This window comes from Nocardia sp. NPDC058705, from assembly GCF_042749305.1.
In the GTDB taxonomy this organism is placed as follows: Bacteria; Actinomycetota; Actinomycetes; order Mycobacteriales; family Mycobacteriaceae; genus Nocardia.
Genome location: NZ_JBHYRN010000003.1, coordinates 303801 through 315467 on the forward strand (window position 1 = coordinate 303801; position 11667 = coordinate 315467).

The following is an 11667-nucleotide window of genomic DNA, read 5'->3' on the forward strand; positions in this document are numbered from 1 at the left end:
ACACAGCGAAGATCCCCTCCACCGAACTGGTGGAGGGGATCTTTCACTTGAGTCCCGAGCGGACGAACGCGTTGACGATGTGACGTTGGAGCACCAGATACAGCAGCAGCACCGGTAGGCAGGCCAGGCTGGCCAGCGCCATCATCGGCCCCCACTGATCGCCCTCGGTGCCCATGAAGCTGCGCAGGCCCAACTGCAGGACATCGTTGGACTGACGCAGCACCACCGCGGGCCAGAAGTATTCGTTCCAGGCGTTGATGAACAGCAGGATGCCGAGGGCGGCCAGGGCGGGGCGCAGGTTCGGCACGACCACGGTCCACAGGATGGCCCACGAAGAACGGCCGTCCATCTTCGCGGCCGCGATCAGTTCCTTCGGGAAGGCGTTCATGTGCTGGCGCAACAGGAGCACGCCCAGTGCCGAGCACAGGGTCGGCACGACACAGCCGATGAGCGTGTTGATCAGGCCGAGCTCGTTGAGCAGGATGTAGTTGGGCAGCATGGTGACCTGGAACGGCACCAGCCAGACACCGACGAACGCCAGGTACATCAGCCGCTGTAGCGGGAAGGTGTACATCGCGAACGCGTACGAGGCCAGCAGCGCGATCAGCAGCTGACCGGCGGCCGACAGGATCGCCACGAAGAACGTGTTGGCGATCAGGCCCGCGACGTCGACCTTGTGGGCCGCGTCGAGGTAGTTGTCGATCGACAGTGGCCACGGCAGCGGCGAGAGCGAGGTGACGTCGGCGGGCCTGCGCAGCGCCGTCGCGAACAGCCAGTAGATGGGGAACACGCACACCAGCGCCGTCCCGGCGAGCAGCAGGTGGCTGCCCGCCAGGCGGAGACGATCAATCATCATGAACGGCAACCTTTTCCGATATCCAGACCAGCGCCGCGGCCAACGCGCCGAAACCGACGAACAACAGCACACCCGCCGCCGCGCTCAGGCCTGCGTCGAAGCTGTGGAACGCGTAGTCCCAGAGCAGGTAGTAGATGTTGGTCGTTGACTGTGAGGGCCCGCCCTGGGTCATCGAGTCGATCAGCGGGAACGACAGGGTGGGACTGAGCAGGACGGTGGTGAGCACCAGGAACAGCAGCGTGGGCGAGAGCAGCGGCAGCGTGATCCAGCGCCGGATCTGACCGGGTGTCGCCCCGTCGACCGAGGCGGCCTCGCTGTAGTCGCCACTGATTCCCGCCAGGCCCGCCCACACCACCAGCACGGCGAAACCGAGCAGCTGCCAGCCGGTGATCACGATGATCACGGCCTGGGAGGTGGAGGTGTCGTAGACCCAGTTGTGGCCGGTGCCGAGCAATTGATCGACGAATCCCGACCCCGGATGCAGCAGCCACCGCCACACCGCCGCCGCCGCGACGGGCGCGACGAGGAACGGCGCGAACACCAGCGCCTGATAGAAGGTGCGGGCCCGCCCGTGCACCCGCCTGCTCGCCAGCGCGATCAGCACCGGCAACAGCACCGTGAACGGCAGCAGGCCCAGGATCAGGGTGGCGGTGCGGCCCAGCGAACCCCAGAACGCCGGAAGATCCAGCAGCCGAGCGTAATTGGCGGTGCCGACCGGCTTCATCGGTGCGGTCGGCAGCAGATTCCACGAGTAGGTGGACAGCTGCACGGCCTGCACCAGCGGTTGATAGGTCCACACCACGAGTAGGAACAGGGCGGGCGCGAGATAGAGGTAGGGCGCGAGGAGCCGGGCGGCCTTGCGGCGGGTGAACCGGCGCGGACCCGGCGCAGGGGCGATGATCGCCACCTGCGCCGGGTCCTGCCTGTCGTCGATGACGAACATGTCACCGCGTCCGTGCGGCGATCGCCGCGAGCTGCTCGAGCACCTCGGACTCGGGCCGATCGTAGATCGGCGTGGCCGGGGTGGCCTCGATCGCGGTGGCAAGTACGGTCTCTCCGACGAGATCGATGCGGCTGTACCCGAATCCGGTGTGCCCGCGGTGTCTGCCCGCAGGAGCCATCGGATCGAGCCGGTACGACAGCGCCGGACCGATCCACACCGGGATCCCCGCCACTGCCCCGGCACCGGTGAGGTGGTTGTGCCCGCACAGGATCATCCGGACATCGGTGCCGTCGAGCACCTGCGCCAACCGGTCGGCGTCCTCGAGTTTGAGGAGGTCGGCGGCGAGCACGGGTGAGGGCAGCGGCGGGTGGTGCAGTACGAGCACGGTGCCGCGCGGGGCGGGCGTGCGCAGTTGCTCGGTCAGCCAGGCCAGTTGATCGAGTTCGAGCCTGCCTTCGTGGCGCATCGGCGTCGTGCTGTCGAGCGCGATGATGCGCACGCCGGCGACCTCGCGCACCGAATCGTGCGGCAGCGCGGTGTCCACCGAGCCCGCGGGCAGGTCGAGCAATTCCTCGCCGAAGGCCGCGCGCTCGTCGTGATTGCCCATGACATAGACGATCTCGGCACCGAGCTCGGCCGCGACCGGCTCGACGGCGGCACGCAGCCGCCGGTACGCCTCGGGTGACCCGTTGTCGGAGAGGTCACCCGAGAGCACCAGGGCGTCGACCCGCTGCCCGGCCTCGCGCAGGTGGGTGAGCACCCGCGCGAGGTTCGCGTCGGTGTCGACGACACCGTGGACGAGCTCGCCGACCGGGCGCAGGTGGGTGTCGGTGAGCTGGACGATGGTGAGATCGCTCATCATGCCGCCGGTACGAGCTTGGCGCCCTCGGCCTGCGCGGCGGAGAGGGTGGACTGGGGATCCTTGCCCTGGAACACGGCCGCCTCGACCGCGTCCATCATGCCGTCGCGCATCTGCAGGTAACTGTTGCCCGGCATGGAGACCCAGGGCTCCATGTTGCCCAGCTGGGCGACGTTCGGCTTCAGCAGCGGGTTCTTGTCGGCCCAGTTCTTCAGACCGTCGGGCTGTTCGAGCAGCCCGGTACGCAGCGGCAGGTAGCCGATGTTCTGCGAGATCTTGATGTAGGACTCCTCGCTGGTGAGGAACTTGATCAGCTCCCACGAGGCCCGCTGCTTGGCGGGATCGTTGGACAGAATGTGCAGGCCCGCACCGGAATTGGTCGGCACGGTCGGTTTGTCGCCGAACGAGGGCATCGGCGCCGAGCGCAGATCCCACTTGTCCTTGGCGCCCGCGACGAAGGTGCCCTGGATGGCGCTGGTCTCGAGGATCATGCCGACCTCGCCACGCCCGAACGCCTCGTACCCCTGCTTCTGGTTGAGCTTGGGCATGCTGCCGGTGTTCACCAGGTTCTGCGCCATCGTGACCACCTCGACGGCGGGGGCGTCGGCGTAACTGAGGGTGCGGCGGTCCGCGGAGATGACCCGGCCACCGTTGGAACGCACCATCGACTGGAAGCACCAGTCCTTGGCGGTCTTGGTCAGGCAGTCGATGTACACCCCGCCCTTACCGGTGCGGTCGGCGATCTGCTTCGACGCGGTCGCGACCTCTGCCCAGGTGGCGGGCGGGTCGGCCGGATCCAGACCGGCTTCGGTGAACAGCGACGCGTTCAGGTACAGCACCGGGGTGGAGAACACGAACGGCACGCCGTAGGTGTGGCCGTTCCAGTCGTCGAGGACGCGGGCGCGAGGGGCGTAGGCGTGGCGGCCGTCGAAGTTGCGGTCCACCTCCTGCTTGCCGACCAGGGTGTCGAGCGGCTTGGCCTGCAGCTGGTTCACGGTGAAGTCCAGGTCGCTGAAGCCGAGCTGGGCGACGTCGGGCGGGGTGCCCGCGACCATCTGGTTCTGGATGCTGGAGATGGTGTCGGTGGCCGGGTTCGGGCTGTTGCCCTGCGGCTTCTGCGCGGTGACCTTGATGTTGGGATGCTTCTTACCGAAGTCGGCGATCAACCCGTTGAACGTGTCGGTCCAGGCGCCGGCGATGCCGTAGTTGTAGGACTCGAAGGTGATCGAGACCTGCTGGTCGGGCGTCAGTTCGGGAATCTGCGCGGTGGAGGTGGTGTCCGAGGACACGGTGCCGCCCAGACCGCAGCCGCTCAACGCGACGGCGGTGGTGAACACCACGCCCAATACGGGCAGGGTGCGTTTCATGATGGTTCTCCTCATCGAGTGGTACTGCGGAAATCAGGGGACGGGCACTGCCGCCGCGTCCATGGCCTCAGTGGAATCCGGTTGCGGCGCCTGCCAGGTCAGCCGCAGGCCGGTATCGGGGTCGAAAAGATGGATGTCGGCGGGGTCGACGCGCAGGGCGATGTCCTCGCCGACGCGGACCCCGGCGGGGCGCGCGACGCGCACGCACAGACCGGTGCTACCCGCGTCGATGTGCACCAGTTCTTCGCTGCCGAGGTTCTCGACCATGCGCACCGTGCCGCGAACGGCGGTGGCGGTGGGATCGATGCGCAGGCGTTCGGGGCGGATGCCCGCGAGCACCGGTGTCGCGGTGTCGAGTTCGTCGGTGATCGCGAGCGCGGCCTCGACGCCGTCGGCGGTCACCCGCAGTGTGCCGTCACGGCTGGTGACGACCGCCGGGAACAGGTTCATCGGCGGTGCGCCGAGGAATCCGGCGACGAAGGCCGAGCGCGGCTGGTCGTAGAGCTCGGCGGGGGTGCCGCACTGTTCGACCCTGCCCTCGTTGAGCAGCGCGATGCGCGTGGCCATCGTCATCGCCTCGACCTGGTCGTGGGTGACGTAGAGGAAGGTCGCACCGAGTCGCTGGTGCAGCGAGATCAGTTCGGCGCGGGTCGCGCTGCGCAGTTTGGCGTCCAGATTCGACAGCGGCTCGTCCATCAGGAACGCGCCGGGATCGCGAACCATGGCGCGCGCCAGCGCGACTCGCTGCCGCTGCCCACCCGAGAGCGCCACCGGTCGGCGCTCGAGCAGCGCCGACAGTTCCAGCGTGGCCGACACCTCGGCGACGCGCTGGTCGATCTCGGCGCGCGGCCTTCGCCGCGCGCGCAACGGGAACCCGATGTTCTTCGCCACCGACAGGTGCGGGTACAGCGCGTAGCTCTGGAACACCATCGCCAGGTCGCGGCGTTGCGGCGCCGCGTCGGTGACATCGTTGCCGCCCACCAGGATTCGGCCCTCGCTCGGCTCCTCCAGTCCGGCGATCATCCGCAGCAGGGTGGATTTGCCGCAGCCGCTGGGGCCGAGCAACACCATGAATTCGCCGTCGGCGATATCGAGGCTCACCTCGCGCACGGCGTAGTCGGTGTCGAACTTCTTCGATACCGCTTCGATCTGCAGTCGTGCCACGTCTCTCCTTCAGGCCGGTGTGGTGCCGGCGGTGATCCACTGCGTCACACCCGCCGCGATGGCGGGCGAGTCCTTCAACCAGGCGAAGTGGTCGCGATGGACCACTGCCGAGTTCTCGTCGATGTGCCACTGGTCGACCGGCGCCGACGGCATCCGCGAGACCAGGAAGTCGACATTGGATTTCGGGCCGAGCACGTCGTCGGCGAGTGAGATCGCCAGCACCGGAACGGTCATGTCCGCCAGCAGGGTGTTATAGCGGCGGGTGGTGCCGCGCGGGCGGTAGTAGCTGGTGAGCGAGTGGATCGACCAGTCGACCATCACCCCGCCCGGCATCGGCGCCGGGATCAGCACGCCACCGGGCCACCGGCCCTTGATCCGCGAGACCAACCCGATCCACTGGATCTGGGTCAGCGCCTCGAACCAGCGGCGTGGGCCGAACGCCCACCAGAACACGGTGCCGGTGCCGATGACGGTGACACCGGCGACCCGGTCGGGTTCGGCGGCGGCGAACAGCAGCGCGAGCTGACCGCCGAGGCTGTGCCCGAACAGGTGTAGCGGCGCCTGCGGGAACCGGCCCTCGACCGCGGAAACGATGGCGGGCAGGTCGATTTCGAGCATCTCGCGGTAACCGAAGTCGGTGTGCTCGCCGAGGGCGGGCTCGGCCTCGCCGTGCGCGCGCAGATCGCACGTGGCCACCGACAGCCCGGTGGCGTGCAGCGCCTCGGCCAGCGATCGATAGTTGCGCGCCTTCATCGCCATGGCGGGCAGGATCAGCACCACCGGCGCGGTCGGGTCGTCGGCGGCCAGCCACCGCACGGTGAAGCGCACGCCATCGGTGGTTTCGACAGTGGTGGTGTCGGGCGTCGTCGCGGTCATCGGGCGTCCGTTCCGGCGATGCGGACATCGCACACGTAGTCGAAGGTGAATTCGGCGGTGAGTACGTCGTTGTCGTCGAGTAGTTCGGCGCGGCCTGCCAGCTCGAACCGGGTCGTCTCGGTGGCCGCCAGCACGGGGGCCAGTTGCGCGGTGTCGACGGTGGCGATCGCGCGGATGCGACCACGCGCGGGCTTGCGGTAGGCGGCGGTGCCGCCACGCAGGATCAGCCGGTCGATCGTGAACAGGCGGTGCGCGGCGGCGCCGACGAACGCCGCGGCGCCGGCGATGTCGGCGGCGGTGAACAGCGCGCCCGCGTGGACGGTGCCCATGTGGTTGCACATCACCGGCTCGGCGGGGATCTCGACCACCGATCGGGCGGGCGAGATCTCGGTGATCACGGTGCCGACGTGCGCGCCGAACGGAACAAGGGCCTGCGAGGCGTCACGCAGGTAGTCGTAGTCGACGGCCTCGGGATCGAGTGCGGGGTAGGCGGCGCCGAAACCGGCGATGCGGTGGGTGGTCATGTCCGGGTCCTCTCAGCGCGGTCCACGCAGGACGCGCCGCGCGATCGACCCGCGCAGCACCTCCGAGGGACCCTCGTAGATGCGGAAAGCCCTGGCTTCCACCAGGAATCGGGCCACCAGGTGGTCCTCGCAGACCCCGAGCCCACCGTGCAGTTGCACCGCGCGGTCGAGCACCCGCCAGACCGCCTCGGAGACGAACGTCTTGGTGATCGAGGCCTCGTGGCGGGCCTGTGAGGAGGTCGCGCCGTGCTCGTCGATGGTCGCGGCGGTGGCCCGGATCAGGCTGCGCGAGGCGGCGATGTCGATCTCGTTGTCGGCGATCAGGCCCTGGGCGATCCCGTGTTCGGCGATCGGCACACCGAAGGAGTAGCGGCCGGTGATGTGTTCGGCGGTGAGCTGCTGGGCGCGCACGGCCAGGCCGAGCCAGTTCATGCAGAACACCAGGCGTGAGGGCGCCAGTCGCACCTGCGCCAGCTCGAGGCCGCGCCCGACCGCGCCGAGGATCGCCGACTCGGGGACCTCGCAGTCGATGAACTCGACCTCGCAGTGCCCACCGGGCGCGCTGGTGTGGTCGAGCGTGCGCATCCGGCGGCCCACCTGCAAACCGGGATTGTCCTGGTCGACGAGGAACATGGTCGGCCCGTCGGTGGTGGTGGCGACGCAGATGGTGAACGCGGCGCCTTGGGCCCCGGTGGTGAAGTGCTTGCGGCCGTTGATCACCCAGCCGGTGTCGGTCTCCTCGGCGACGGTGGCCAGCATCCGCGGATCCGAGCCCGCACCGGGAGCCGGTTCGGTCATGGCGATGGCCGAGCGAACCTCACCGGAGGCCAGCGGAGCCAGATACCGTTGCCGCTGTTCGGGATTCGCGACCGCGGCCAGCAGGTGGATGTTGCCGTCGTCGGGCGCCCAGGCGTTGACGGCCAACGGCCCGAGCAGGCTGGCGCCCGCCGCTTCGAGCACCTGCGCCTGGGCCCTGGTGTCGAGGCCGAGGCCGCCGTAGGCGGGATCGGACAGTGGTCCGAAGACACCGGCCTCCTTGGCCTTCTTCTGCAGGTCGAGGCGCAGGGCGTCGTCGGTGACCCGGCCACCGCCCACGACCTCGCGTTCGACCGGGATGACGTGGTCTGTTACGAACTGCCTGGTCTTGTCGACCAGTTCCGCCACTGGAGTCATGCCGCCAGTGTCGGGTCGGCAGTGGCCCGCTCGCCCGGACGATAGTGAATGTCGATCGGTCCAATCGACTCGGTGTCGGTGCGCTGCGCCACTGCCTCGGGTCGAGCACGGTGATCTGAAACGACTCCGCCGCGACACGGGTCGGCGCGCGGTGGTGGCCGGACTGCCGAGAGGACACACTGTGACCGAGTTGACCGTGCGGGTGATCGACCGAATCGACGAAGCCGATGCGGTGTTCTCGCTGGTGCTGGCGGCGGCCGACGGCGCGCCGTTGCCGACGTGGACGCCGGGCTCCCACATCGATGTCGCGGTCGGTACCGCCGGGGTGCGTCAGTACTCGCTGTGCGGCGACCCCGCCGAACACGACCGGTGGCGGATCGCCGTCCTGCACGAGCCGGCGGGCCGCGGTGGGTCGGCGCAGCTGTACCGCACCGCGCTGCCGGGGACCACATTGTCTGTTTCGTTGCCGCGCAACAACTTCGAGCTCGACGTCGCGCCGGCGTACACCTTCGTGGCGGGTGGGATCGGGATCACTCCGATCGTGGCGATGATCGCCGCGGCGCAGCGGGCAGGTGCGGACTGGACGCTGCACTACGGCGCGCGCACCAGGGCCCACATGGCCTTCGGCGACGCACTGTCGCGGCGATACCCGTCGGTGCGGCTGGTGCCGCAGGACGAGGCGGGACTGCTGCCGATCGCGCGGATCCTGGCCGCGCGGCCCGACGCCACCGTGTACTGCTGCGGGCCGGAGCCGCTGCTTTCCGCGGTCGAAGCCGAGGGCGCGCGTCAGGGGATCGTCGTGCGTACCGAACGGTTCGTGCCGCGCCCGGTGGACACCGCCGCCGACGCGGCGTTCGAGGTTCGCCTGGCACAGACCGGTACGACCCTGCGCGTCGCCGCCGACCGCTCCATCGTCGACGTCCTCGAATCCGCGGGCGTCTCGGTGATCACCTCGTGCCGCGAGGGCACCTGCGGCAGTTGCGAGACCCCGGTCCTCGACGGTGCGGTCGACCACCGCGATTCGCTGCTCACCGCCGAGGAACGCGAGAGCGGCAAGACAATGATGCTGTGTGTCTCGCGGGCCCGGTCGCAGGTGCTGGTGCTGGATCTGTGATCGAGCACCGACCGTCGGCAGGCGAGGCCAGCCGACGGTCGGTGGGGCTCACCGCAGGCGAACGGGGAGGCTGTCCAGACCCCGGATAAGAGTGCTCGTCTGCCAGCGCAGGTCCGCCTGGTCGGCATTCAGGTGCAGGTCGGGGAACCGGCGCAGCAGTGCGGTGAAGGCGATCTCGGCTTCCAGGCGCGCCAGCGGAGCGCCGACGCAGAAGTGGATGCCGTGGCCGAAGGCGAGATGGCCGGTGGGATGGCGGTCGGTGTCCATGGTGTCGGGATCGGCGAAGCGGGCGGGGTCGCGATCGGCGGCCGCGACGGCGACGTAGACCAGTTCGCCCGCGGGAATTTCGGTGCCGCCCAAGGTGATCGGTTCGGTCGTGTAACGCACGGTCGCCATGTCGACCGGTCCGTCGTACCGGAGGAACTCCTCGATCGCGGCGGGGACGCCCGCCGGGTCGGCGCACAGGCGCTGCCACTGTTCGCGGTCGCGCAGCAGCGCGTTGACCCCGTTGCCGATGAGGTTGACGGTGGTCTCGTGCCCGGCCACCAGCAGCAGGAACGCCATCGACACCAGTTCCCGGTCGGTGAGCCGATCGCCGTCGTCGTCGGCGAGGACCAGCTGGGAGAGCAGGTCGTCGGCGGGGTCGGCCTGCTTGGCCCGCACCAGGCTCGCCAGATAGCCGACCATCGCGGCCGAGGCGGCCGGGCGCTCGGTGTCCTCGCCCTCACCGACGACGGTGACCAACGCTCTGGTCCACGCCTGGAAATCGGCGCGATCGGCGTACGGCACGCCGAGCAGCTCGCAGATCACCGTCACCGGAAGGGGATTGGCGTAGGCCGCCATCAGATCCACCTCGTCGCTGTCGGTGATCGCGTCGAGCAAGAAGGCGGCGATCTGCTCGATCCGAGGCGCCAGCGTGGCGACCTGTTTGGCGGTGAACGCCTTGTTCACCAGTTTGCGCAGGCGGGTGTGCGCGGGCGGGTCGGTGCTGAGCATATGGCTGAGCAGGGTCAGCACGTTCGGGTCCGACGGGGTGGTGTCGCGCTTGCCGTGCAGGATCGCGTCGACTCGCACGACGTCCTTGGCCAGGCGCGGATCGGCAAGGACCTGGCGGGCTTCGGCGTAGCCGACGACCACCCAGCGGATGACATCGTCGGGGAAACGGACCCGGCGCACCGGGCCCTCGGCACGCCAGCGCTGGAAGTGGGTGTGCGGATCGGCGAAGAAGTCGGCGTCGATGGACGCGACGGGGGCAGTGGTGATGTCGGCCATTCCGCGACGGTACCGGCGTCGGTTGAACGACTCACCGAGCTCGGGTGATCTCGATCAGGCGATCGGAGGTCGGGATGGAATGGCTTGCGGCAAGATGGAATTCACCCCGCGCTGGTCGAATGACGCCAGGAATCGTCCGCAGGGAGGAAAACCATGACCAGTACCGATGTCGACCTCGACGCGACCGTGGACCGGCGCGTCGCCGAACTGACCGCAGTCTTCGAGCGCGGGCTACAGGAGAAACTGGGGGTCGGCGATTCGCTCGGCATCCGCCTGGAGCACGCGTCCAAGGGCCGCACCCGCTACTACCTCGACCCGAACCCGGCGACCATCAACGCCATGTTCACCGTGCACGGTGGCGTGCTGGCCACGCTGATGGACACCGCCATGGGCAGCGCGGTGTTCACCGAACTCGCCGACGGCATCGCCTACACCACCCTCGAACTGAAGGTGAACTTCATCCGCGCGGTGACCCTCGACGGCAGCAGACTCACCTGTGAGGCGACCGCCGTGCACGTCGGCAGGCGAACGGCGACCGCCGAGGGCCGCATCACCGATGCCGCGGGCAAGCTCATCGCCCACGGCACCACCACGATTCTCGTGCTGGCCCCGAGCAACTGACGAACGACGAGTCCGGCCCTACTCATCGGTGAGCGGGGCCGGACTCGTGTGCTCAGGCGATGGTGCGGCAGCTCGCGACGAACGCGATGAGCTCGTCGACCGGTTCGGTGCGGGTGTCGACCGCCCGATCGATCACCTTCACCAGGTGTTCGTAGGCGGCGGTGTGGTCGTAGTCGGCGACCTCGGCGATTCGCAGCGCCCACCGCCAATAGCCGCGCAGCGTGTCCGACAGCGGCATCCGGAAATGGGCGATGACATCGCGGATCGGCGCCACCACCGCGTCACCGTCGTGGCGCAGATAGCGCGTGACGACCTCGGCCATGAAACTGAAATGCCGTGCCTCGTCCCGCGACAGCCGGGTGAGCACCGCGGCGAGCACCGGATCGGCGACCACCTCGCGCAGCTGCTGGTAGTACATCTGCGTCGCCTTCTCCTGCACCAGCGCGTAGGCGAAGAACTGCACGGGGTGCTCGTAGGGCAGATCGAACGGCTTGTGGCCCTCGATCGCCAATTCCGAACGCAGCGTGGCGCGTTCGGCCATGCCCGCCGCCTCCTGGTAGCGGGTCAGCGCCCTGGCGTGGGTGTCCTCTTCCAGCGCCCACCGCACCGTGAAGTGGTAGAGCTCGCGATTGTGTTCGAAGGTCGGCAGGTCCACGCTGTCGTCGACGGGGAAGTGCCGGTGATAGACGTCGAAGTAGCCGGGCAGATGATCCTCGATGAGGGTGACGAACTGCACCGCGGAGCGCTGGCCCTCGGTGAGTCTGTTCGCGTCGGCGGCGGTCCAGTCGAACGCGGTCTCCACGTCCCAGGCGCGAGTCGCGGGGGAGGCGGCGAGGAAGCCGTCGACCGCGGCCGACAGTTCGGTGACGGGCAGCAGCCCTGCAGTGGTGATCATGGT

The 11667-nt window shown here is 68.8% G+C and carries 12 protein-coding genes; 2 read left to right on the plus strand and 10 right to left on the minus strand.

The window, feature by feature from the left end:
* Positions 1 to 43 precede the first annotated feature (43 nt).
* From ACFW6D_RS06870 to ACFW6D_RS06905, 8 genes are read right to left on the minus strand one after another with little or no spacing between them, the layout of a single operon-like run.
* On the minus strand, positions 44 to 856 hold the full coding sequence (locus tag ACFW6D_RS06870; protein ID WP_379230792.1) for a carbohydrate ABC transporter permease: 813 nt from the start codon (positions 854 to 856) through the stop codon (positions 44 to 46).
* A complete protein-coding gene (locus tag ACFW6D_RS06875) occupies positions 846 to 1799 on the minus strand; it encodes a carbohydrate ABC transporter permease (protein WP_379230790.1) in 954 nt (317 codons plus the stop codon). The genes ACFW6D_RS06870 and ACFW6D_RS06875 overlap by 11 nt, the downstream gene beginning before the upstream one ends.
* 1 nt (position 1800) lies before the next feature.
* Positions 1801 to 2658, minus strand: coding sequence for a metallophosphoesterase (locus ACFW6D_RS06880; RefSeq protein WP_379230788.1), 858 nt, complete (start codon positions 2656 to 2658; stop codon positions 1801 to 1803).
* On the minus strand, positions 2658 to 4025 hold the full coding sequence (locus ACFW6D_RS06885; protein ID WP_379325532.1) for an ABC transporter substrate-binding protein: 1368 nt from the start codon (positions 4023 to 4025) through the stop codon (positions 2658 to 2660). The genes ACFW6D_RS06880 and ACFW6D_RS06885 overlap by 1 nt, the downstream gene beginning before the upstream one ends.
* A gap of 33 nt (positions 4026 to 4058) precedes the next feature.
* A complete protein-coding gene (locus ACFW6D_RS06890; protein ID WP_379325534.1) occupies positions 4059 to 5189 on the minus strand; it encodes an ABC transporter ATP-binding protein in 1131 nt (376 codons plus the stop codon).
* A 9-nt stretch (positions 5190 to 5198) separates the two neighbouring features.
* A complete protein-coding gene (locus tag ACFW6D_RS06895) occupies positions 5199 to 6065 on the minus strand; it encodes an alpha/beta fold hydrolase (RefSeq protein ID WP_379325536.1) in 867 nt (288 codons plus the stop codon).
* Complete coding sequence (locus ACFW6D_RS06900) at positions 6062 to 6589, minus strand: YiiD C-terminal domain-containing protein (RefSeq protein ID WP_379325538.1); 528 nt, start codon at positions 6587 to 6589, stop codon at positions 6062 to 6064. Before ACFW6D_RS06900 ends, ACFW6D_RS06895 begins: the two co-directional genes overlap by 4 nt.
* Positions 6590 to 6601: 12 nt before the next feature.
* Positions 6602 to 7762: an acyl-CoA dehydrogenase family protein gene (locus tag ACFW6D_RS06905; protein ID WP_379325540.1), complete on the minus strand. Its 1161-nt coding sequence runs from the start codon at positions 7760 to 7762 to the stop codon at positions 6602 to 6604.
* Between the two features lie 181 nt (positions 7763 to 7943).
* On the opposite strand from ACFW6D_RS06905, the gene ACFW6D_RS06910 reads away from it, so the two are divergent.
* Complete coding sequence (locus ACFW6D_RS06910; RefSeq protein ID WP_379325542.1) at positions 7944 to 8876, plus strand: PDR/VanB family oxidoreductase; 933 nt, start codon at positions 7944 to 7946, stop codon at positions 8874 to 8876.
* 48 nt (positions 8877 to 8924) lie between these two features.
* Here the strand turns inward: ACFW6D_RS06910 and ACFW6D_RS06915 are convergent, their stop codons facing one another.
* Complete coding sequence (locus ACFW6D_RS06915; protein ID WP_379325544.1) at positions 8925 to 10148, minus strand: cytochrome P450; 1224 nt, start codon at positions 10146 to 10148, stop codon at positions 8925 to 8927.
* A 153-nt stretch (positions 10149 to 10301) separates the two neighbouring features.
* Here ACFW6D_RS06915 and ACFW6D_RS06920 point away from each other — a divergent pair, with 153 nt between their 5' ends.
* Positions 10302 to 10769 (plus strand): PaaI family thioesterase, encoded by a 468-nt coding sequence (locus ACFW6D_RS06920; RefSeq protein WP_379230773.1) that lies wholly within the window; start codon positions 10302 to 10304, stop codon positions 10767 to 10769.
* A gap of 52 nt (positions 10770 to 10821) precedes the next feature.
* On the opposite strand, the gene ACFW6D_RS06925 is transcribed toward ACFW6D_RS06920, so the two are convergent.
* Positions 10822 to 11664 carry an acyl-ACP desaturase gene (locus ACFW6D_RS06925; protein ID WP_379230771.1) on the minus strand — a complete coding sequence of 281 codons (843 nt, stop codon included), beginning with the start codon at positions 11662 to 11664 and terminating at the stop codon, positions 10822 to 10824.
* Positions 11665 to 11667 lie beyond the last annotated feature (3 nt).

Bases quoted from the DNA above. Each gene is read 5' to 3' on its own strand.
- ACFW6D_RS06870 (WP_379230792.1), bottom strand. From the start codon at position 856: ATGATGATTGATCGTCTCCGCCTGGCGGGCAGCCACCTGCTGCTCGCC.
- ACFW6D_RS06875 (WP_379230790.1), bottom strand. From the start codon at position 1,799: ATGTTCGTCATCGACGACAGGCAGGACCCGGCGCAGGTGGCGATCATC.
- ACFW6D_RS06880 (WP_379230788.1), bottom strand. From the start codon at position 2,658: ATGAGCGATCTCACCATCGTCCAGCTCACCGACACCCACCTGCGCCCG.
- ACFW6D_RS06885 (WP_379325532.1), bottom strand. From the start codon at position 4,025: ATGAAACGCACCCTGCCCGTATTGGGCGTGGTGTTCACCACCGCCGTC.
- ACFW6D_RS06895 (WP_379325536.1), bottom strand. From the start codon at position 6,065: ATGACCGCGACGACGCCCGACACCACCACTGTCGAAACCACCGATGGC.
- ACFW6D_RS06900 (WP_379325538.1), bottom strand. From the start codon at position 6,589: ATGACCACCCACCGCATCGCCGGTTTCGGCGCCGCCTACCCCGCACTC.
- ACFW6D_RS06905 (WP_379325540.1), bottom strand. From the start codon at position 7,762: ATGACTCCAGTGGCGGAACTGGTCGACAAGACCAGGCAGTTCGTAACA.
- ACFW6D_RS06915 (WP_379325544.1), bottom strand. From the start codon at position 10,148: ATGGCCGACATCACCACTGCCCCCGTCGCGTCCATCGACGCCGACTTC.
- ACFW6D_RS06920 (WP_379230773.1), top strand. From the start codon at position 10,302: ATGACCAGTACCGATGTCGACCTCGACGCGACCGTGGACCGGCGCGTC.
- ACFW6D_RS06925 (WP_379230771.1), bottom strand. From the start codon at position 11,664: ATGATCACCACTGCAGGGCTGCTGCCCGTCACCGAACTGTCGGCCGCG.